This window comes from Parabacteroides sp. 20_3, from assembly GCF_964238835.1.
Taxonomy (GTDB): Bacteria; Bacteroidota; Bacteroidia; order Bacteroidales; family Tannerellaceae; genus Parabacteroides; species Parabacteroides distasonis.
Genome location: NZ_CAXSNO010000007.1, coordinates 127,795 through 148,568, shown reverse-complemented (window position 1 = coordinate 148,568; position 20,774 = coordinate 127,795). Strand labels below are relative to the sequence as shown.

20 protein-coding genes and 2 tRNA genes are annotated in these 20,774 nt (G+C 44.6%); 12 read left to right on the top strand and 10 right to left on the bottom strand.

The annotated features are described in order from the left end of the window. The first annotated feature begins 18 nt into the window (after positions 1-18). Positions 19-1,128 carry a DUF1573 domain-containing protein gene (locus ACESPU_RS15260; RefSeq protein WP_373133486.1) on the top strand — a complete coding sequence of 370 codons (1,110 nt, stop codon included), beginning with the start codon at positions 19-21 and terminating at the stop codon, positions 1,126-1,128. A 15-nt stretch (positions 1,129-1,143) separates the two neighbouring features. Further along, entirely contained in the window at positions 1,144-2,241 is a 1,098-nt protein-coding gene (gene meaB / locus ACESPU_RS15255) for a methylmalonyl Co-A mutase-associated GTPase MeaB (protein WP_087345962.1), read from the top strand. A 43-nt stretch (positions 2,242-2,284) separates the two neighbouring features. Here the strand turns inward: meaB and ACESPU_RS15250 are convergent, their stop codons facing one another. The 6 genes from ACESPU_RS15250 to porQ form a co-directional block, all read right to left on the bottom strand. Next, the gene (locus tag ACESPU_RS15250) at positions 2,285-3,757 is read right to left on the bottom strand and encodes a PD40 domain-containing protein (protein ID WP_122114801.1); all 1,473 of its coding nucleotides are present in this window, start codon (positions 3,755-3,757) and stop codon (positions 2,285-2,287) included. A 3-nt stretch (positions 3,758-3,760) separates the two neighbouring features. Then, positions 3,761-5,512 carry a DUF6057 family protein gene (locus ACESPU_RS15245; RefSeq protein WP_195283832.1) on the bottom strand — a complete coding sequence of 584 codons (1,752 nt, stop codon included), beginning with the start codon at positions 5,510-5,512 and terminating at the stop codon, positions 3,761-3,763. A gap of 81 nt (positions 5,513-5,593) precedes the next feature. Further along, positions 5,594-6,574, bottom strand: a complete 981-nt coding sequence (pfkA, locus tag ACESPU_RS15240) for a 6-phosphofructokinase (RefSeq protein ID WP_005858904.1) — start codon at positions 6,572-6,574, stop codon at positions 5,594-5,596. A 97-nt stretch (positions 6,575-6,671) separates the two neighbouring features. Beyond that, the gene (locus tag ACESPU_RS15235; protein ID WP_005867938.1) at positions 6,672-7,544 is read right to left on the bottom strand and encodes a 4-hydroxy-3-methylbut-2-enyl diphosphate reductase; all 873 of its coding nucleotides are present in this window, start codon (positions 7,542-7,544) and stop codon (positions 6,672-6,674) included. Between the two features lie 184 nt (positions 7,545-7,728). Continuing rightward, positions 7,729-8,418, bottom strand: a complete 690-nt coding sequence (gene cmk / locus ACESPU_RS15230; RefSeq protein ID WP_048928152.1) for a (d)CMP kinase — start codon at positions 8,416-8,418, stop codon at positions 7,729-7,731. A gap of 20 nt (positions 8,419-8,438) precedes the next feature. Further along, a complete protein-coding gene (porQ, locus tag ACESPU_RS15225) occupies positions 8,439-9,449 on the bottom strand; it encodes a type IX secretion system protein PorQ (RefSeq protein ID WP_022193218.1) in 1,011 nt (336 codons plus the stop codon). 206 nt (positions 9,450-9,655) lie between these two features. On the opposite strand from porQ, the gene ACESPU_RS15220 reads away from it, so the two are divergent. From ACESPU_RS15220 to ACESPU_RS15185, 8 genes are all read left to right on the top strand, one after another. After that, entirely contained in the window at positions 9,656-10,348 is a 693-nt protein-coding gene (locus ACESPU_RS15220; RefSeq protein WP_048928203.1) for an energy transducer TonB, read from the top strand. Positions 10,349-10,428: 80 nt separating this feature from the next. Continuing rightward, positions 10,429-11,403 carry a polyprenyl synthetase family protein gene (locus tag ACESPU_RS15215; protein ID WP_121961451.1) on the top strand — a complete coding sequence of 325 codons (975 nt, stop codon included), beginning with the start codon at positions 10,429-10,431 and terminating at the stop codon, positions 11,401-11,403. 3 nt (positions 11,404-11,406) lie between these two features. After that, on the top strand, positions 11,407-12,192 hold the full coding sequence (locus ACESPU_RS15210) for a TatD family hydrolase (protein WP_048928151.1): 786 nt from the start codon (positions 11,407-11,409) through the stop codon (positions 12,190-12,192). A gap of 147 nt (positions 12,193-12,339) precedes the next feature. Beyond that, positions 12,340-12,427, top strand: a tRNA-Ser gene (locus ACESPU_RS15205). Positions 12,428-12,507: 80 nt separating this feature from the next. Then, positions 12,508-13,242 carry a MotA/TolQ/ExbB proton channel family protein gene (locus ACESPU_RS15200; protein ID WP_005867929.1) on the top strand — a complete coding sequence of 245 codons (735 nt, stop codon included), beginning with the start codon at positions 12,508-12,510 and terminating at the stop codon, positions 13,240-13,242. Between the two features lie 9 nt (positions 13,243-13,251). Beyond that, entirely contained in the window at positions 13,252-13,725 is a 474-nt protein-coding gene (locus ACESPU_RS15195) for a hypothetical protein (RefSeq protein ID WP_005867928.1), read from the top strand. A gap of 32 nt (positions 13,726-13,757) precedes the next feature. Continuing rightward, positions 13,758-14,348 (top strand): biopolymer transporter ExbD, encoded by a 591-nt coding sequence (locus tag ACESPU_RS15190; protein WP_005858924.1) that lies wholly within the window; start codon positions 13,758-13,760, stop codon positions 14,346-14,348. Next, complete coding sequence (locus tag ACESPU_RS15185) at positions 14,348-14,815, top strand: biopolymer transporter ExbD (RefSeq protein ID WP_005867927.1); 468 nt, start codon at positions 14,348-14,350, stop codon at positions 14,813-14,815. The genes ACESPU_RS15190 and ACESPU_RS15185 overlap by 1 nt, the downstream gene beginning before the upstream one ends. A 56-nt stretch (positions 14,816-14,871) precedes the next feature. Here ACESPU_RS15185 and ACESPU_RS15180 read toward each other — a convergent pair whose 3' ends face one another. Continuing rightward, positions 14,872-15,420: a GNAT family N-acetyltransferase gene (locus tag ACESPU_RS15180; protein WP_122369037.1), complete on the bottom strand. Its 549-nt coding sequence runs from the start codon at positions 15,418-15,420 to the stop codon at positions 14,872-14,874. Positions 15,421-15,564: 144 nt separating this feature from the next. On the opposite strand from ACESPU_RS15180, the gene ACESPU_RS15175 reads away from it, so the two are divergent. Further along, positions 15,565-16,035, top strand: coding sequence for an Lrp/AsnC family transcriptional regulator (locus ACESPU_RS15175; protein WP_005858930.1), 471 nt, complete (start codon positions 15,565-15,567; stop codon positions 16,033-16,035). A gap of 83 nt (positions 16,036-16,118) precedes the next feature. Here ACESPU_RS15175 and asnS read toward each other — a convergent pair whose 3' ends face one another. Genes asnS through purB form a run of 3 tightly spaced genes read right to left on the bottom strand, consistent with a single transcriptional unit; the run spans position 16,119 to position 20,431 of the window. Further along, positions 16,119-17,525, bottom strand: a complete 1,407-nt coding sequence (asnS, locus tag ACESPU_RS15170) for an asparagine--tRNA ligase (RefSeq protein WP_008772638.1) — start codon at positions 17,523-17,525, stop codon at positions 16,119-16,121. Between the two features lie 15 nt (positions 17,526-17,540). Beyond that, positions 17,541-19,028, bottom strand: coding sequence for a pseudouridine synthase (locus ACESPU_RS15165; protein WP_048928149.1), 1,488 nt, complete (start codon positions 19,026-19,028; stop codon positions 17,541-17,543). Between the two features lie 59 nt (positions 19,029-19,087). Beyond that, positions 19,088-20,431, bottom strand: a complete 1,344-nt coding sequence (purB, locus tag ACESPU_RS15160) for an adenylosuccinate lyase (RefSeq protein ID WP_005867921.1) — start codon at positions 20,429-20,431, stop codon at positions 19,088-19,090. 235 nt (positions 20,432-20,666) lie between these two features. Here purB and ACESPU_RS15155 point away from each other — a divergent pair. After that, positions 20,667-20,741, top strand: a tRNA-Val gene (locus tag ACESPU_RS15155). Positions 20,742-20,774: the final 33 nt, after the last annotated feature.

The following is a 20,774-nucleotide window of genomic DNA, read 5'->3' as shown; positions in this document are numbered from 1 at the left end:
AAAAAACCCCCAATTGGAATGCTGAATATAAAAAGGTTGATCCTTGCTCTTACAGCAATTATATCTATAACGACAGCTTGGGCACAACAAGGCGCCCAAATCTTGTCGGACGAGTTGACTTATAATTTCGGGACAATAGCCGAGGCCGATGGATTCGCCAGTCATACTTTCACCATAAAGAATACGGGAGACGCCCCTTTGGTCATCACCCGTGTTACTGCGTCATGCGGTTGTACACGGCCGGAATGGACCAAGTCGCCGATCGCTCCCGGTAAGACCGGTGAAGTTAAGATAACGTATAATCCGAAAGGACGCCCCGGCCCGTTTTATAAAACCGTATCGATATTCAGCAATGGAAAGAAAGGGAGTTACAGCCTAGCCATTAAAGGAAATGTCACCCCGAAACCTTCGCAGCCGGTCTTTACGTATCCTTATTCTATCGGTGATCTGAAGCTGCATACGAAGACTGCTCTATTCAGCAGTATCCGTCCGGAGGAAACGTTGGGCGAGAAGATCAACATTAAGAACGAGGGAAAGACCTCGGCTACGATTCATCTGGGTAAAGTACCTCACTATCTCAACGTACAGGTGAACCCGGCTACCCTTCAACCGGACGAGGTCGGTGCCATTACGATCCTTATGGATGCCAAGGTCTTGAAGCGAAAAGGACGAGTCTCTACGCTTTTGCCGGTCATGGTACAGAACGCCGGAAAGAAGGAAGTATCCGGAGAGATCCATATCTCCGCCAACGTGATCGATAATTTCAGCAAACTATCCGCTGCGGATAAAGCCCAAGCCCCAATAGCGGAATTATCCGGCACTTTACTGGAATTCGGCAAGCTACCGAACAAGAAAAACATCGTTCCGTTGATCGGTGGTAAGGTATCGGGTACATTTGAGATTACGAATGCCGGAAAGACTCCGCTCACGATCTACAGCGTCACTTGTGATGATGAGCGTGTCGATTTGTCCGGCGGCAAGAAAGAACTTAAACCGGGAGCGACCGCTACTTTCAAAGTAACCTTGCGACCGAAAGAGATAAAGACAAAACTTGAAGCACTTATTAATGTCGTATGCAACGACCCGAACGGGCCTATTCGCTTGATCAAGGTCACCGCATATAAATAATGAATTATTAATAATATGGAACATCCAGAAAACGATGATCAGTACAAGGGATTGAAAGTGAATAAGGGCATTGCGGATGTCCCTACCGTAAATCCTTATATAAAAAAGCGTGTCCAACGCAAGGTATATACGCCTTCCGAATTCGTGGAAGGTATCTTAAAAGGGAATATCACGATACTCAGTCAAGCGGTTACCTTGGTGGAAAGCTCTAAGCATGAGCACCAACAGGTGGCGCAGGAGATTATCGAGAAATGTTTGCCTTTCGCCGGAAAATCGGTCCGTATCGGTATTACGGGTGTTCCCGGAGCGGGAAAGAGTACCTCTATCGACTCTTTCGGCATGCACTTGATCAACCAAGGGCGTAAGCTTGCCGTACTAGCGATCGACCCGAGTAGCGAACGCTCGAAAGGTAGTATCCTAGGAGATAAGACTCGTATGGAGGCCTTGTCGAGAGAGAAAAACGCCTTTATCCGTCCTTCACCATCCGCAGGCTCCTTAGGGGGGGTCGCCCGTAAGACCCGTGAGACGATCGTATTATGCGAGGCCGCCGGTTTCGATACCGTATTCGTAGAGACCGTGGGTGTCGGACAAAGCGAGACGGCCGTACATTCGATGGTGGACTTCTTCCTGTTGATTCAATTGGCCGGTACCGGAGATGAGTTGCAGGGTATCAAGCGAGGTATCATGGAAATGGCGGACGGTATTATTATCAATAAAGCGGATGGAGATAATATCGATAAGGCGAATCTCGCCGCCGCTCAGTTCCGGAACGCCTTGCATCTTTTCCCACCTTCGGAATCAGGTTGGTTCCCGAAAGTATTGACTTATTCCGGTTATTACAACATAGGTATCAAGGAAATATGGGATATGGTCGGAGAGTATATGGAGTTCACCAAAAAGAATGGCTACTTCAACTATAAACGTAACGAGCAAGCTAAATACTGGATGTACGAAAGCATCAACGACACGCTGCGGGATAAGTTCTACCATAACCCAGCGGTAGAAGGCATGCTGGAACAAACAGAGAAGCAAGTCTTGAACAACGAGATCAGCTCGTTCGTGGCAGCCAAACGAATGATTGATTTATTCTTGGATCATATCGCTACGAAATAAAAGTATAAGAATGTCGCACGATCGGATCATGCGACACTCTTTTTCACTTGAACCTTACATCAATTCCTTTATCTTCTTTCGCTTTCACGGCCAACGTGCGTCCTTGTCTCTTTACCTCTCCTGTGATGAATTCAGGTATATTGTAGGATTTCATAAAGCGAAAATAAAAATCCGTATCCTTCTGGGGTAACAGGAAAGGTTTGCAAGCCTGTCCTTTCTCATCGATATAAGCGATAAACGGTCTTGTATACAAACCATCCATCCGCCGGCTGCTAAACACGATCCAACGGCTATCGCTACTCCATGAATGATAGCTTTCCACATCGTCGCTATTCGCCGCCTCCAATGGATAACTTCGCAGAGTCGATAAATCAATCATGTACAAATCGGCATCCTTATGCCAAATAGAGAAATTCCCATAACCGGACAAGGTATAGAGCAAATACTTTCCATCCGGGGAAACCCGGGGAAAAGAAACGCTTTTATCGATCTCCGATGCCTTATACAAAGTATCGACTACCGTCCCGAAACGGCGTGTAGCGGGATCGAACGAGACTGAGCATAGATCGTATCTCACTTGATCGTATTCCTTGGGCATCGTACGGGCTTTAGCCGAACAGAAATAGAGCGTATTTCCATCCGGGGAAAATGTAGGGAAAGTCTCGAACGCTGCCTCTGAAAACAGCAGCGGAGAAGTCACGATCTCATGCTTTTGCGTATCATAGACGACCACATCCGAGGCCGAGTCGAATACCTCCACCCGATTCCTATCGTTCATATGAAACGCTTGCTTGGTTTTATTCACGGAGAAAGCGACATATTTTCCGGAAGGATGCCAAGAAGGATAGACCAGTGGAGAAAGGGTCTGATCGGTCTTCGTATTCAGCTTCTCCACCCTATCTCCATCGATCAATAAGGTACAAGAGTAGGTCTCACGCATATGGAAAAGCATTTTCTCCGGATTCTGCATACAGAAAGAATGGCAGTTCATACAGTTATTGCCGCTCATCTTATTTTCGATGATCGCGTTCTCCGTATAATTTTCCAAGTTACGTTGATAGATACCCATACGGTTCCACAGCTCATAGCCCGGCTCGATTAAACGGTAAGCCAGCCAACCATCGACCGGCTCCTTCGCCACCTTGATGGTGAATGGGGCATACGCGATCCATTCATCATTCACGAAGGCTTGTACGGTTACATTCAGATGATTCCCGGAAGCGGCACGCAACAGCCTTTTCCAACCGGAGGCCGGGATTACGAAACAAGCGTCTTTCCCGGTCTTGATCTCTAATTTCTCCGGGCCACATTCGAGAATGGCACGGGCCTCAGCGCAAGCGTCTTTCAGCTTAAAATTCAAGGGAGCTATATTCGGCGGGATTGTCACATCCACATAATCCGGAAAGATCTCCGGCTTGACTTCCAGATTCTTCTGTATACGTACCGGACCGGAACAAGCCATCAAGCCCAGAATCATCCACAGACATATACATCTTATTATATACATTTTTCTCATCTCCTATTTAAACATATAATAATACCAATACGTATCGCCATAAGAGCGATACATCAAACCGGGCAGCGCATTACTATTATTCCGCCCAGCGAGCACTTGCCTCTTATAATCGGTGAATCGCCCTACGATAGATTCCGAGACACCGAAACGTTTCCAGTAATCCGGATCTTTCTCCGATAGGATGATGACCGCCTCTTGAAAAGAGACCGGTAAAGAAGGGAGTAAATCCGTTCCGTAATAGGTTTCCACCAACGTCTTAAAGTGCGTCACATCTTTTGCTAAAAGATAGAATACGCCGGCATAGTGGAAAGCGGCTTTATTGGAAGGATTCTGCTCCGCCAAGCGAATCAAGTCCGTGTCGAATCCATCCATCTGGATCAGATGATTCTCAGCTAGCAGGTTCCTGCGCATATTCCCCAATAGAGGATCTGTCTCGACCGCCTCATCATTATACAGGAATTTCCGCTGCGCTTTGGCCCAATCCTTATAATAGAAAGTATTCTCTAAGACAGCGATATATTTCTCCGCGACCGGATAGGCTCCATAAATCAAGTTCGTTTGTACCAAACGTTGCGTCATGCGGGGATTTCCATCACATAAGGCACCAATATTACTTTCGAAAGCCATCTCTTGAGCCGCGGCGACATTTCCCATCGTAAAATAAACATCACTCAGCAAGGCGGATATGGTAGTCGATTTATTCCATGCCACCATTAATCCACGAGGCCCGTGCTGCGTGTACTTAAACGCCTCATCCGCCAGAATACCTTTCCGGGCCAAAGCCATATTTTGGTAACATAAATAGAGTTGATTAGTGGTCGGCTCCTTGCATGATACCAAGATCCGGTCCCATTGCTCTGTCCGGGTAAAATAGTCCATCATCTTCAAGCGGTATGATTTCTGTTCGCCATATAGATCGAAGCCTTTCCAGAAGATAAGCCCTAAGATAATGAATTGGGAGATTCCCAGCGCTAGACGCTTTTTACCAGCCCATGATTCCTTGTTTTTACAGAGGCAGGTTACAACCAGCGCCGCATAGAAAGCGATCCATGAGAAATAAATTACCTTATCCGGCACCAAACGGAAATAATAATAACTATCCGGTAAAAAGACAAAGCGGTATTCTCCGATCACCGAGTAACGCACACATAATCCCCCCAAGATCAACACGATCATCAGTAAAATCGCAGAATAATACCAACGGGGCGTCCGGCTCATGGCCTCATATCCGACCATGGATAAGGCAAACAACAAAGAGACCGGCCCGGCCAACCCAAAGAGTAACAGGGAGGCAAACAGACTTGCTATCAAACGAGGTATGAAATTCCTTATCCCTAAAACGAGATATAAAGCAAGCAGCATCATACCGAAGGCGACCGTTCCTTGAAACCTGTAATTAAAATCCCATTGCACAAACAACAAGGATAGGACGGGAAGCCAAGCCCATAAAATACCATGGCTTCGCGGATCGATCCGCTTCAAGATCGCCCAGAACAAGGCCCCTAGGCTTGTCAGCAGGGCCGCCGTTATCATAGCTCCCACATTCGGGAGAATGAAGAACTGCACCAAACAACCGGAGAGAACCATCGCTAAACCTCCCGGTTGCATCAACTTATCGATAATAAAAAAGGGAGTCAACTGAAATAACTGGTTCTGCTCGACACAATAAAAGTGGTACTCACTGAATATCCTCAAGAAGATAAACAGAAAGACAAATACGATTACATTCAAGGCCACGCCGCTATACTTCTTCATGATATCAGGTTCTTCAAATAAAAACCCGGATGTACGCAATCGCTACATCCGGGTTCCTATTCGTATAAATATATGCCTTATTTAGATTGAAGAAACACGGAGCGTGTTCAACAAATCCCGGTTAATAGGCTTATCATTCTTGATCGCTTTAGAGAACGGTACATAGACGATCTGGTCGTTCTGGATACCCATCATCACGTTACGCTGGTCATCCAACAAGGCATCGATCGCGGCCACACCCATACGAGTCGCCAAGATCCGGTCTTGTGCCGTAGGAGAACCACCACGCTGCAAGTGACCTAAAATAGAGACACGCACGTCGAACTGCGGATATTCCTTCTTCACACGCTCAGCGACACCCATAGCGCCACCGGTTACCTCACTTTCGGCAACCAATACGATACTACTGTTCTTGGACTTACGGAATCCATTCTCGATCATCTCGGCCAATTGGTCTTTCTCCAAGGAGATTTCCGGGATAATAGCGGCTTCGGCGCCAGAAGCGATCGCTCCGTTCAACGCCAAGAAACCCGCGTCGCGCCCCATAACCTCCACAAAGAACAGACGATCATGCGAGGTAGCCGTATCACGGATCTTATCCACGCATTCCATGATCGTGTTCAAGGCCGTATCATAACCGATCGTCGTATCCGTGCCATACAAGTCATTATCAATCGTACCCGGCAATCCTACGATCGGAAAATTAAACTCCTGAGCGAAAATACGCGCTCCCGTCAACGTTCCGTCACCACCGATAGCGATCAAGGCATCGATCCCATGCTCTTGCAACTTATCATAGGCCTGTTTTCGTCCCTCGGGAGTCTTGAACTCCACGCAACGGGCGGTCTTAAGAATTGTTCCACCGCGTTGAATTATATTACTGACATTTTGTGTCTTAAACTCTTCAATCTCATCTAGGATCAACCCTTTGTAACCACGGTAAATACCTTTCACTCTCATTCCGTTATAAATAGCGGAACGTGTTACCGCACGAATAGCGGCATTCATTCCCGGGGCATCACCTCCGGACGTTAAAATACCAACACACTTTACTGTAGACATAGCGTCATTGATTTTAATGTTCTCCGGCAAAAGTAGTAAATATTTAGTTATCCTTCTGTCTTTCTCCCGGAAAGTTCACGTAATTTTAATCAAAATATCATTCCGAAGCATTCAGTTCCTTGATCCGGACCGCCACTTCCTCCATCAACCACTTGGGAGTGGATGTAGCGCCGCAAACCCCGACCCGGCGCACGCCCTCGGGCAAAGGCTCGGTAATCTCTGATACCTCGGAAATAAAAAGCGTATTCGGGTTCGCTTTCCGGCACTCCTCGAACAGCATCTTTCCGTTGGAACTTTTACGACCGGCCACAAAATAGACCCAATCGTGGCTGGAGGCGAACGCTTTTATATTCGGAAGACGATTCGCCACCTGACGGCAAATCGTATCGTAATAATTAAACTCCACCCCTTCCGCCATCCGCTGCTTGATCTCCGCCACTACCGCCTTGAATCCATCCAAGGACTTCGTGGTTTGGGAAAACAGACTGATCGCACGGGTAAAGTCCAGACGATCGAGGTCTTCTATTTTCTCGATAACAATCGCCGTACCTTCCGTCTGCCCCACCAAGCCATTCACCTCCGCATGGCCTTTCTTCCCATAGATAACCAACTGGGTGTTATTCGCCCGGGTCTCTTGATAACATTTATGGATCTTGCGCTGCAAACGCAAGACAACCGGACAAGTAGCGTCTATAATCGTGATATTGTTTCGCTTCGCTAAAGAATAGGTAGAAGGTGGCTCGCCATGCGCCCGGAGCAACACCTTCCGGTCTCTCAACTTTGAAAGGCCATCATGATCGATCGTATGCAGCCCCATATGCTCCAACCGCTCCACCTCCAAACTGTTATGAACGATATCGCCTAGGCAATACAGCGTATCCGTATTACCCAGCTCCCGCTCCGCGCTTTCTATGGCGGTGACAACCCCAAAGCAGAATCCGGAATCTTTATCTATCTCGACTTCTATCATATCTATAATATCATTAACAAACAAGCACTTACAGTTTTCTTAATTTTCAATCACAAGAAACTAAAGTTTCTTCATAACAAAACTAGAGTTTTCCCTAAGAGAAACTTTTGTTTCCTAGTAACGAAACTATAGTTTTCATTCGAAGAGACAAAAGTTTTCTTTATAGGAAACTCCAAGCACTCGTTTATGAACCGATCGCTTTATGATATTGTTCCAGCAACCAAGTCTTTTGCTCTTCCAAGGTCATATGGGAATTATCCAATACCAAGGCATCATCAGCTTGTCTCAAAGGACTTTCCTCCCGGGTTGAATCTATATAATCCCGCTTCTTCACATTCTCCAGCACTTCCTCGTAAGAAGCGGGGATCCCCTTCGCCTCCAGCTCATCGACCCGGCGCTTGGCACGTACCTCCGGCGAGGCGGTCACGAAAAGCTTCAACTCCGCATCCGGGAATACGACCGTACCGATATCACGGCCATCCATCACGATGCCTTTCGCCTTTCCCATCTCTTGTTGCTTAGCGACCAACGCACGGCGCACAAAGCCTAGAGTGGCTACCGGACTCACTTTATCCGCCACTTCCATACCACGGATCTCTTTCTCTACATTCACACCGTTCAAATAGGTATCCGGCCGGCCGGTCTCCACGTTCAAACGAAATGAAATATCGATATCATGGATAGAAGCCTTCAGCTCTTCCTCCTTAATCTTCTCTCCCTCAAAAAATCCATGCTGGATGCAATACAAAGTCACGGCCCGATACATGGCACCCGTATCGATATACGTATATCCGATCTCCTTGGCAAGATCTTTTGCCATGGTACTTTTGCCACTGGAAGAGTGGCCGTCTATAGCGATAACTATTTTCTTCATATATATACTAATGTATAGGTTTATTCTGTCACCTTCTTAAAATCGGCCAAGGTCGTAGATACGCTAATCATCATCGACATGGCGGACGGATGATATTTCGCCAGCGAGAAGCCCACGTCAAACATCTTGATCCTTACGCCTGCGCCAGCCGAGAAGCCGGAGAAACTTCCCCCGCCTTTCAACTTCATATCCATATTGACCTTCGGATTGAATCCTACGCCTACCCAAAAGTTCTCGGACGGGATAAAATCCACGCCGATGATAAAATGCTTCGCCAACGTCTTAACAAAAGAATCCCCTTCATACTCTTTATCCGTATTATCGATATAATCGAACTTCCAACGGTTCAAGTATTGGGCCGTCAAAGAAAAACGAATCGGGGCATGCGCCATTTTCTGCGTGATACCCATCTGGATATCCCAAGGCATCTTTTGTCGCTCATCCTCGTAAGCTTTCAGTTGCGCGCCGATATTCTTCAAGGCGAAACCAAAAGAAAAACCCTTATCCGAATTATAATAACTCAATCCCGCATCCACGCATAAACCGATAGAGGTATAATCAGCCAAGCCCGAATACAAGAACTTCAACGACAATCCACCCCGCCAACGCTCGCTCAAGTCGCGGGAGTAGAAACCATTTACGCTGATATCTTTCGCCGAAAGACTCGCTCCGGTCACGACATTATCCGGCAACACCTCCTGGATATCGCCATAGCTTATAAACGTAGCGCCTACGCCCCAAGCCCCTTTCTCGCCATGCGCTTTCGTGAACAAGGCACTCCCTACGTTGATATCCGAGATGTAATTCATATAATTCAAGTTGATCATCCCATCCATCTCCGCGCCTAGCAACGCCGGATTATGGAAAATAAGTGAAGGATCTCTTTCTACCAACGCCACGGTATGCCCACCCAAGGCGTTAGCCCGGGTCGAGGTCGGAAAACGTAAGAAAGTATACGCCTCGCTCCCGTTTTGCGCTGAGACAGACAGTGTAACAACGAATAAAATCAGTATAAATAGTTTATTTCTCATATTTTCATGCAAAAAATCGTTCAAAGATACATTAATTCGGAAAAATGTTTTTACTTTACACCCGCAAATCTCAGAAATACGGATTTCACATTAACAGAAACGGGAAAAATGCCAAAAAGGTATATAATCGCTCTCATTTTTGTTTGATATATGAAATAATTTGTATTTTTGCAGAAGTGAAAAACACTTATAATTATTATAAACGTATGGAAATTAAAAAATCACCGAAAGCGGACCTTGAGAAAGGTAAGACCCTAAGCATCCTTATGGGATTTGTAGTGGGCTTAGCTGTCTTGTTCGTGGGCTTCGAATGGAGTACCCGCGATGTAATGGTCGTTCAGGCTAGCGAGGGTGTAGCAGACATCATCGCTGAGGAAGAAGTGGAAATCACGAGACCGGAGAATACGCCTCCTCCACCTCCACCACCTCCAGCACCAGTTGTAACCGAGGTTTTGAACGTTGTTGAAGATGACGTTGAATTGGAACAGCAGGATATCTTATCATCAGAGGATGACCAAACCTCAGCGCAGGAGGCTGTTTATACTCCCCCCGCAGTTGTAGAAGAGGAAGAAGAGTCCGCACAACAGATCTTTACAGTTGTAGAAGAAATGCCGAAGTTCCCCGGTGGAGACGCAGAATTGCTGAAGTTTATCGCTAAATCAATCAAGTATCCGGTAATCGCACAGGAAAACGGTATCCAAGGTCGTGTAATCTGCGCATTCGTGGTTAACCGAGACGGATCAGTAGTAGACGCTGAGGTATTACGTGGTGTAGACCCATCATTGGACAAAGAGGCTCTTCGTGTGATCGGTACCATGCCTAAATGGACTCCGGGTAAGCAGAGAGGTAAACCAGTACGTGTTAAGTATACTGTGCCTATCACGTTCAGATTGCAATAGTATAACATTAAACATATCAAAAAGGCTGCTTCATTTTCGCAGCCTTTTTTTATTTCATAACTCCATTAATTGATACAGCTATGTTAGCATTCGAGAATATACTTCAAAGAATAGAAAGCGAGATCTCTCAATTACAATTCACCAATCCTCCCAAGAGCTTATACGAGCCGATAGAGTACATCTTGTCCCTCGGAGGAAAAAGAATACGTCCGGCGTTAACGTTGATGGCATGTAATATATATAATAATAGTATAGAGAATGCGATCAAGCCCGCTTTAGGTCTGGAAGTTTTCCATAACTTCACCTTGCTGCACGACGATCTGATGGATGAAGCTGATAAAAGAAGGAACAAACCTACCGTACACAAGGTATGGAATGCCAATACGGCGATTCTTTCCGGAGATGCGATGCTAATAGCGGCTTATCTATTAATCGGATCAACGGAACACGGTCACCTCAAACAAGTGTTGGATTTATTTACGCAAACCGCGGCGGAAATATGTGGCGGCCAACAATTCGACATGGAATTCGAGTCTCGCATGGATGTAAGCGAGGAAGAATACATCGAGATGATCCGGCTAAAGACAGCCGTACTACTGGCCTGCGCCCTTAAAACAGGTGCCTTACTCGGAGGTGCCTCACAGAAAGACGCAGACCATTTATATGCGTTTGGTATTAATATTGGTCTAGCGTTTCAACTGCAAGATGATTTACTAGATGTATATGGTGACACCGCCACTTTCGGGAAAAACATTGGCGGCGATATCCTTTGCAACAAGAAAACATTCTTATTGATCAACGCTCTCAGACTGGCCAATAAAGAACAAGCGGAAGCTCTCCGTAGCTGGATGGATAAAAAAGAATTCGACCCGGCTCAAAAGATACAGGCATTCACCTCTATCTACAACGAATTGCAGCTAAAACAATTAACAGAAAATAAAATCCAAGCCTATTACGACGCATCCGTAGAGAACTTAAACGCTTTACAAGTCGCCCCCGAAAAATTAACGATCCTAAAAGAGGTTTGTGATCATTTAATGCATAGACAATCCTAATCCATGAGCTTAATAGACACACATTGCCATTTATATCTGGAGGATTTCGATCCGGAGCAAGACGAACTGGCTCAAAAAGCAAAAGACTCAGGTATCGACACCCTGCTTCTGCCAAACGTAGACCTGACGACGATTGACAGAATGCACGATTTATGCGATCGATACCCAGAGTTCGCTTTCCCTATGATGGGATTGCATCCGACCAGTGTGGATAGCAATTATATCGATATCCTAAAACAAACGGAATCCTATCTATCTAAACGTACTTATTGCGGTATCGGTGAAATCGGGATCGATCTATATTGGGATAAGACTTATTTGAAGGAGCAACAAATCGTTTTCGAGGAACAACTGCGTTGGAGCATCGATCTGAACCTGCCCGTAGCCATCCATACCCGTGACGCATATCCGGAAGTTCTGGAATGCATACATAAAGTCGGAGCGGAAAGACTTAAGGGCGTATTTCATAGTTTTACCGGCACAACGGAAGAGCTGGAAGAAATAAAGAAACTGCCCACCTTCAAGATCGGGATAAACGGGGTTGTCACCTTTAAAAATTCAAAACTGTCCGAAGTCATCCGGCAAACGGATCTTGAAAAGATACTCTTGGAAACAGATGCCCCCTATCTTTCACCAGTCCCCTACAGAGGTAGACGGAATGAGCCTACTTACATATGGAAGACGGCCGAGAAAGTGGCGGAAACATTCGGCCTCACGCTAGAGGAAACCGTAAACGCTACTCGAAAAAACACATTAGAATTGTTTAAAAGCCTAAATAAACCCATATAGACACTTTTTTTCGAATGAAGTCAAAATTTATTTCGCGGATATTGTGTATATGTCAAGCAAAAACTATAGATTTGTGCACTGAAAAGATTGCATATGGGAATTTTTTCGTATTTTGCGGTCGTTTTAGAAGAAGCTAGGCGAATAATTGGAGAGATGCTCGAGTGGTTGAAGAGGCACGCCTGGAAAGCGTGTAAACCCCTAAAGGGTTTCGCGGGTTCGAATCCCGCTCTCTCCGCAGTGGAGAATACCATGAATTAATTAACAATAAAATAAAAACAAATAAGAGAATTATTAATCTTAAAAATTAAACACACAATGAAAAAGTTATTTGCAAAAGCATTCTTGGGTTTATGTGCCCTTGGAACTTCTACCGTAGCATTCGCACAGGATGCGGCTCCAGCAATTGAAGGAGGTATGTATCAAGCATTAAAGACAAAGTTTATCGAAGGTGGTGCCGACTTCATGAGTTTGGTCGCTATCGCTTTGATTTTCGGTTTGGCATTCTGCTTAGAGAGAATTATCTACTTAAACTTGGCTGAGACAAACTCCAGCAAACTGTTGAAAGGTATTGAGGATGCTTTAGACAAAGGTGATGTTGAAGGCGCTAAAGCTATCGCTCGCGACACAAGAGGCCCTATCGCTTCTATCGCTTACCAAGGATTGATGAGAATTGACCAAGGTATTGACGTTGTAGAGAAATCTATCGTTTCTTACGGTGGTGTTCAAGGCGGTCTTTTGGAAAAGAATATGTCTTGGATCACATTGTTTATCGCAATGGCTCCGTCTTTGGGATTCTTGGGTACTGTAGTAGGTATGATCATGGCGTTCGATAAAATCGAGCAAGTTGGTGATATCAGCCCGACGGTTGTAGCAGGTGGTATGAAAGTGGCCTTGATTACTACTGTAGGTGGTTTGATCGTAGCCTTGATTCTTCAGGTATTCTATAACTATTTGTTAAGCAAATTGGAGGCTATTTTGAACCAGATGGAAGATGCTTCTATCTCTTTGCTTGACTTGGTTATCAAATACAACGTCAAATTCAAAAAATAATAACGAATTATGGCAGTTACTAAAATAAGAAAAATATCCAGTTGGACTTTACTGATAAGTTCTATTATCAGTATCATTGTGCTGGGTATGTTTTATGCGGGTGGAGTCGTTGACCCTGCCGCAGAAATGAAAGAACCCATCTATACAGGGTTATTGATTAACTGGACTTCTGTATTGTTCTTCGTGACAATCATCAGTACAGTATTGTTTGCGGTTTGGCAATTCTTGACTTTGCTGAAGACTAACGCTAAATCAGCTATCATGTCTTTGGTAGTATTAGTTTGTTTCGTAGCCGTATTGTTCATCACCTATACAATGGGTGACGCGACTCCTTTAGCAGGCTTGAACGCAGACTCTCAAGTTTACAATACTCCGGGTTGGTTAAAGATCACAGACATGTGGATCATGTCTACAATCGTACTTTTGGTTCTGATCGTAGCATGTGTAGTTTGGGGTTCTGTAAAGAGAATCATGGGTAAATAATAGTAATAACGAACTGATAAAACAAGAAAGAAATGGGTAAGAAAAGAAAGACACCGGGTATCAATGGTTCTTCTTCGGCCGATATCGCTTTCATGTTGCTTATCTTCTTCCTTATTACTACATCAATGGATACAGATAAAGGTTTGGCAAGACGTTTGCCGCCCCCTGTACCTAAAGATCAGAAGAACGATACCGATGTTGACATCAAAAAGAGAAACTTGTTGGTTGTATTGATCAACAGTAATAACCAGATTCTCTGTGGTGATCAATTTGTCGATATCAAGCAATTGAAAGAAAGAATCAAAGAGTTCATTGATAATCCTTACAATGACGAACATAAGCCTGAACGTGTTGAGGCTGATGTTCCATTCTTCGGAAAGATGATGGTAACGAAGAACCACGTAATTTCTTTACAGAATGACCGTGGTACCGAATACCAAGCTTATATCGATGTGCAGAATGAAATCGCGGCTGCTTATAACGAATTGAGAAATAAGGTTTCTAAGGAAAAATTCGGGAAGAATTTCGCTGATTTGGACGAAGAACAACAAAAAGCTGTACAGCAGATTTATCCGCAAAAGATATCAGAAGCTGAACCTAAAAATTATGGAGGTAAAAAGTAATGGGAAAGTTTAGTAAAGCGGGCGGTCGTGAAATGCCCGAATTGAATACATCATCATTACCTGACTTGGTGTTCGCTTTCTTGTTCTTCATCATGATGGTAACATCTATGCGTGAGGTAACATTGAAAGTAGAGTTCCATGCTCCACAAGCTACAGAGCTTCAAAAATTGGAGAAGAAATCTTTGGTTACATTTATCTATGTAGGTAAGCCGACTAGAGATTTGAGAGCGAAGATGGGTTCTGAGACTCGTATCCAGTTGAATGACGCTTTTGCAGAGACTTCGGAAATTCAGGATTATATCGCACAAGAAAAGTCCAGTATGAAAGAAGAGGACCAGCCGTTTATGACAGTTTCTATCAAGGCTGATAAAGAGACCAAGATGGGAACGATCACCGATATCAAGCAGGCTCTTCGTGAGGCATACGCATTGAAGATTAGTTATTCCGCAGCACAACGTGTAGAGTAATAATTATTCAGATATAGCATTATAAAAAGGGGCGGGATTTATTTCCCGCCCCTTTTTTATTCCACTCCATAAACGTTTTGGTGAATAATGGTCTTAACTCGCTCAAAAGATTGCTCAAGATCAAGTTCCCCATGAGTCATCAAACGCATTTCTAAAAATGCCTCTCCCTTACGATAGGGAGGTTGGAAATATACATGGTGATCCAAGACAAACCCCAGACGTTCATAAAAACCGATTCTACGTTTACTCATCTCCTCTGTCGGCATCTCTACCTCTAAGACAACCGGATCTTCGTGGAGAGCTAAAAAACTTGTCATTGCTTTCGCTCCGATTCCTCCGTTACGAGCGGACTCGTCGATCGCGAAATGCTCCGCATAAACAAAACCCTCAAATTGCCATCCGGTAATGAAACCGACATAAATACCATCCCGTAGCAAGGCATACATCTCGAAGCGGCTATCTTCCTCCAAAAGCTTACGTACCAAAGAGAAATCACGACGTTCTTCCTCAGGGAAAGAACTAGTATATGTTTTCTCTACTAGATCCAATAAAGGATCGGCTATCTCCCGGACAGGCTTACTAATTATTACATGATCTTCGCTCATAAAAAAAATACTTAATAATTGAATAAAGAATGCTTACAAAATCAAAATAATCTACCATAATCTTTAGATGATTATAAGATTATCATTATATTTGTATTAAATATGAAAGATATAATCTAACAGTAATACAAATATACTGAATATATGGCACATCATCAACTAGATGAACTGGACGAGAAGATACTTAAACTAATCATCGGCAATGCGCGTATGCCATTTTTGGAAGTAGCGAGGGAATGTAACGTATCCGGAGCGGCTATTCATCAACGCATACAAAAGCTGACTAATTTAGGGGTTATCAAAGGTTCAGAATTCATCGTGGATAACACAAAAGTTGGGTATGAAACTTGCGCATATATGGGGTTATTCCTAAAGTCTCCCGGACAATTTCCAAGCGTTACCGAAGCGCTGTTGCAGATACCGGAAGTCGTGGAATGCCATTATACAACGGGGCAATACGACCTGTTTATAAAAATATACGCAAAGAACAACCAGCATTTGCTAAGCATCATCCACAACAAGCTTCAACCATTGGGCTTGGCTCGCACCGAATCGCTTATATCCTTTAAGGAGGCATTCAAAAGGCAAATTCCTATTGATCTGGACGACGATTAAACAAAGGAAGCTATATAAGAAAAGGGTCCGTAATCCGGTTGAAACCGGTTACGAACCCTTTTTATCATGATCACTAAGCGCTATTAGAACTCAGCGTTATTCGGTGTACGCGGGAAAGGTATCACGTCACGGATATTTCCCATACCCGTAACGAACAACAAAAGACGCTCAAAGCCCAAACCGAAACCAGAGTGAGGCACCGTACCAAAACGGCGAGTATCTAAGTACCACCACATATCCTTCATCGGGATGCCCAATTCGTCAATACGACTCATTAGCTTATCATAGTCAGCCTCACGCTCGGAACCGCCGATGATCTCTCCGATCTTCGGGAATAATACGTCCATCGCACGTACCGTCTTTCCATCCTCGTTTTGCTTCATATAAAAAGCCTTGATCTCTTTCGGGTAATCCGTTAAAATTACAGGACGTTTGAAGTGATCCTCCACTAAGAAACGTTCGTGCTCGGAAGCCAAATCTACACCCCAATAAACAGGGAACTCAAATTTATGTCCTTTAGCGACAGCCTCTTCCAATATCTTGATTCCTTCAGTGTACGGCAAGCGAACGAATGAGTCTTTCAAGACCCCTTCCAGACGAGCGATCAATTCCTTATCGAACATATCGTTCAAGAATTTGATATCCTCCATACAGTTATCCAACGCCCATTGTACGCAATATTTAATGAACTCCTCGGCCAACTCCATATTGTCCGTGATATCATTAAAAGCGACTTCCGGCTCAATCATCCAGAATTCCGCCAAATGACGAGGCGTATTTGAGTTCTCCGCACGGAACGTAGGGCCAAACGTATAAATCTGTCCCAAGGCTGTAGCAGCCAACTCTCCCTCCAACTGTCCGGAAACCGTCAAGCTAGCCTGCTTGCCGAAGAAGTCGTCCTCATAAATGATAGAGCCGTTCTCATCCTTTTTCAAGTCGTACAAATTCTTGGTAGTAACTTGGAACATCTGTCCGGCACCCTCACAGTCGGAAGCCGTGATGATCGGCGTATGGAAATAGAAAAAGCCTCTATCATGGAAAAACTTATGGATAGCGTAAGCCATATTATGACGAATACGGAATACCGCTCCAAATGTATTCGTACGAGGACGCAAATGAGCGATCTCACGCAAAAACTCCATGGAGTGTCCTTTTTTCTGCAATGGATAAGTAGCTGGATCAGCCGTACCGAAGATCTCAATCTCGGTAGCCTGTATCTCCACATTTTGCCCCTTACCTTGGGATTGTGTCAAGATACCATTTACGCTGATACTAGCTCCCGTGGTAATCGGTTTCAAGAACTCATCACCCAATTTATCTACATCCACAACGATCTGAACATTATTAATTGTAGAACCGTCATTCAAGGCGATAAAATTCACCTGTTTGCTACCACGGCGGGTACGTACCCATCCTTTCACATTCACGGTAGTACCGAAAGCGTCGCTTTTCAGCACGTCTACAATTTTTGTTCGTTTAATTGTTTCCATCTGTATCGTTTTTTGTTATTCGAAAGCTCCCATCCTAAGAGCGTTCACTTCCCTTTCATTTAAGTAACGCCATTTACCGCGGCCTAAGTTCTTCTTAGTCAAACCGGCGAAATAAACACGATCCAATTTCGTCACATGATATCCCAACGATTCGAAAATACGGCGCACGATACGGTTACGGCCGGAATGGATCTCTATACCCACTTGGCTCTTATCGTCCTCGCTAGCATAGCTGATAGCGTCCGCATGGATCTCTCCATCCTCAAGCTCAAGGCCGTTGGCGATTTTCTCCATATCCTCGATAGCCACGTTCTTATCCAACCACACATGGTAGATCTTCTTCTTCTTGAAAGATGGGTGAGTCAATTTAGAAGCTAAATCACCATCGTTCGTCAACAACAAGACTCCTGTCGTATTTCGGTCCAAACGGCCTACCGGATAAATACGTTCTTGGCAGGCGTTCTTCACCAAATCCATTACCGTCAGGCGTTCTTGAGGATCATCAGAAGTCGTTACGCAATTCTTCGGCTTGTTTAATACAATATATACTTTGCTCTCGATCTGAACCGGCTTCTCGTTAAATGTAACAACATCTTGACGAGTAATCTTAGTACCCAATTCCGTTACCACGACATCGTTTACCTTAACAGCTCCTTTCTGGATAAACTCATCAGCCTCACGACGAGAACAAACACCAGCGTTAGATAAGAATTTGTTCAAACGAATCGGTTCGTTTGGATCCGCCAAGACTTCCTTATACTTGATCTGTTTCGGACGAACGTTGTATCCCTGCGATCTTTGGAAGCCACCTCCTCCACCGGGACGGCGATTATTATTGTAAGAAGGACGGCGATTATTTCCATATCCACCACCCCCTTGACGATTACCGCCATAAGAGTTATCGTTACCATACGAACGTCTGGGTGCGTAACCGTCCCCGCCGCTTGAACGTGAATCATTGTAATCAACCCGGGTATCACCTACTCTAGGTCTTCTTTTCTTCATACCATCCGCAGACATTCCCTCTCCGGAAGGACTAGCGGAATAAGCCTTTGCCGGTCCATCATAATTAGGACGAGACGGACGATTGTATTGCCCTCCTCCATTCCCATATGACGGGCGGTTATTTCCATAAGACGAGCGGCCGCTGTTGTAGCCACCTTCACGGTTGTTGCCATAAGACGGGCGATTATTTCCATACCCACCTTCGCGATTGTTGCCATAAGATGGACGACTATTACCATAGCCCCCCTCACGGTTGTTGCCATACCCGCCTTCACGGTTATTATCGTAAGAACGCGGACGGCTCGGACGATCCCCGTATGAAGGACGGTTATTTTCTCCATAAGACCGATACGGTCTACGTTCATAGCTACCCTCAGGTTTATTATAACCCTGATTGTAAGGTCTTCTTTCACCTTCTTGGTCTGTGTTTTCCCGTCTGATACTTGGTATCACTTTTTTTGGACGCGGTTGAGATTCATCTCTTTCTTCTGTACTCATTTGTTATAAATTAAACAATGGTTAAAAACTTGGTAGCCTCACGGCTACCTGTATTATCACTAAATTCCTGTATAATTATGAGGCGTTATAGCCCTTAATTCATCTTTAATCCGGTCGCTAACATTCAAGGTTTCGATAAACTCCTTGATAGATTGCTCCGTAACAGTCTGGTTCGTACGTGTCAAAGCTTTTAATGCCTCGTAAGGCTTCGGATAACCCTCACGGCGTAAGACCGTCTGGATACCCTCGGCTACCACTGCCCAGCAATTATTCAAATCCCTACTTAGGGCGCTCTCGTTCAATAACAATTTACCCAAGCCTTTTGTTAAGCTCTTGAAGGCAATTTCTATATGTGCCAAAGGCACGCCTACGTTTCTCAACACGGTAGAATCCGTCAAGTCTCTTTGTAAACGAGATACCGGCAATTTCGTAGCCAAATGCTCTAAAATAGCGTTAGCGATCCCTAGATTACCCTCAGCGTTCTCGAAATCAATCGGGTTCACCTTATGTGGCATAGCAGACGAACCGATCTCACCCGCCTTGATCTTTTGCTTGAAATACTCCATGGAGATATATTGCCAGAAGTCACGATTCAAGTCGATCAAGATCGTATTGATACGCTTCAAGCCATCGAAGATCGCTGCCAGATTATCATAATTAGAGATCTGGGTAGTCCACTCCTCACGTTTCAAGCCTAACACCTCACTAACGAACTTATTACCGAATGCCCTCCAATCATATTCCGGATACGCTACATGATGCGCATTGAAGTTTCCTGTAGCGCCACCGAATTTAGCGGAGATAGGAACGGCCTTTAACAATGCCAACTGTTGCTCTAAACGGTAAACAAAGACCATCACCTCCTTACCCAAACGAGTCGGAGATGCCGGTTGCCCATGTGTCTTAGCCAACATCGGGATATCCATCCATTCCTCGGCGTATTTTTTCAAGGCGCCAATCACCTCTTCCAAACCCGGATAATACACCTCTTGCAAAGCATCCTTGATCGATAAAGGCACAGATGTGTTATTAATATCCTGAGAAGTCAATCCAAAATGAATAAACTCGTGGTATTTCTCCGCAAGGAAATGATTTGTTTTTTCCTTAATAAAGTACTCCACCGCTTTCACATCGTGGTTTGTCACGCTCTCGATCTCCTTCACTCGTAAAGCGTCCTCCTCCGTAAACTCCTGATAAATCTTCCGGAGCCCCTTTTTTACTTCCGCCGCATTTAACTCGCTTAATTGCGGAAGAAACTCAGATAGAGTAATAAAATACTCGATCTCAACTCGCACCCTATACTTGATAAGTGCGTATTCTGAAAAATAAGCCGCCAGATTCTCAGCCTTATTCCTGTATCGCCCATCCACGGGCGAAATAGCAGTCAGTGTCGATAATACCATATACATTATTAATATAGAGTCGCAAAGTTAAGTCTTTTCCATTGAATAATAAGGTAAGCAATCGTTATTTTTAACTAAATGCCCCGTTTTTAGGACCATCAGACACTTACGTAGCCACATCCAAACAAAATTCATATTCATCCACATTTTTTCGTCAAAAAGTTTGGTGGTAATAAAAAAAGCCGTATCTTTGCAGCGCTTTAGAGAGATAAAGCGAACGAAAAATAAGTTTAAAGGGCGTTTAGCTCAGCTGGTTCAGAGCATCTGCCTTACAAGCAGAGGGTCGGCGGTTCGAATCCGTCAACGCCCACCTTTAAATTTATTATTTCACCGAAAGATTTTC

Excerpts from the sequence above, each read along its gene's own strand:
- meaB (WP_087345962.1), top strand. The coding sequence starts at position 1,144 with ATGGAACATCCAGAAAACGATGATCAGTACAAGGGATTGAAAGTGAAT.
- ACESPU_RS15245 (WP_195283832.1), bottom strand. The coding sequence starts at position 5,512 with ATGAAGAAGTATAGCGGCGTGGCCTTGAATGTAATCGTATTTGTCTTT.
- ACESPU_RS15250 (WP_122114801.1), bottom strand. The coding sequence starts at position 3,757 with ATGAGAAAAATGTATATAATAAGATGTATATGTCTGTGGATGATTCTG.
- ACESPU_RS15190 (WP_005858924.1), top strand. The coding sequence starts at position 13,758 with ATGGGTAAGAAAAGAAAGACACCGGGTATCAATGGTTCTTCTTCGGCC.
- ACESPU_RS15185 (WP_005867927.1), top strand. The coding sequence starts at position 14,348 with ATGGGAAAGTTTAGTAAAGCGGGCGGTCGTGAAATGCCCGAATTGAAT.
- cmk (WP_048928152.1), bottom strand. The coding sequence starts at position 8,418 with ATGAAGAAAATAGTTATCGCTATAGACGGCCACTCTTCCAGTGGCAAA.
- ACESPU_RS15215 (WP_121961451.1), top strand. The coding sequence starts at position 10,429 with ATGTTAGCATTCGAGAATATACTTCAAAGAATAGAAAGCGAGATCTCT.
- asnS (WP_008772638.1), bottom strand. The coding sequence starts at position 17,525 with ATGGAAACAATTAAACGAACAAAAATTGTAGACGTGCTGAAAAGCGAC.
- porQ (WP_022193218.1), bottom strand. The coding sequence starts at position 9,449 with ATGAGAAATAAACTATTTATACTGATTTTATTCGTTGTTACACTGTCT.
- ACESPU_RS15180 (WP_122369037.1), bottom strand. The coding sequence starts at position 15,420 with ATGAGCGAAGATCATGTAATAATTAGTAAGCCTGTCCGGGAGATAGCC.
- ACESPU_RS15165 (WP_048928149.1), bottom strand. The coding sequence starts at position 19,028 with ATGAGTACAGAAGAAAGAGATGAATCTCAACCGCGTCCAAAAAAAGTG.
- ACESPU_RS15235 (WP_005867938.1), bottom strand. The coding sequence starts at position 7,544 with ATGATAGAAGTCGAGATAGATAAAGATTCCGGATTCTGCTTTGGGGTT.
- ACESPU_RS15175 (WP_005858930.1), top strand. The coding sequence starts at position 15,565 with ATGGCACATCATCAACTAGATGAACTGGACGAGAAGATACTTAAACTA.
- ACESPU_RS15195 (WP_005867928.1), top strand. The coding sequence starts at position 13,252 with ATGGCAGTTACTAAAATAAGAAAAATATCCAGTTGGACTTTACTGATA.
- purB (WP_005867921.1), bottom strand. The coding sequence starts at position 20,431 with ATGGTATTATCGACACTGACTGCTATTTCGCCCGTGGATGGGCGATAC.
- pfkA (WP_005858904.1), bottom strand. The coding sequence starts at position 6,574 with ATGTCTACAGTAAAGTGTGTTGGTATTTTAACGTCCGGAGGTGATGCC.
- ACESPU_RS15220 (WP_048928203.1), top strand. The coding sequence starts at position 9,656 with ATGGAAATTAAAAAATCACCGAAAGCGGACCTTGAGAAAGGTAAGACC.
- ACESPU_RS15200 (WP_005867929.1), top strand. The coding sequence starts at position 12,508 with ATGAAAAAGTTATTTGCAAAAGCATTCTTGGGTTTATGTGCCCTTGGA.
- ACESPU_RS15260 (WP_373133486.1), top strand. The coding sequence starts at position 19 with ATGCTGAATATAAAAAGGTTGATCCTTGCTCTTACAGCAATTATATCT.
- ACESPU_RS15210 (WP_048928151.1), top strand. The coding sequence starts at position 11,407 with ATGAGCTTAATAGACACACATTGCCATTTATATCTGGAGGATTTCGAT.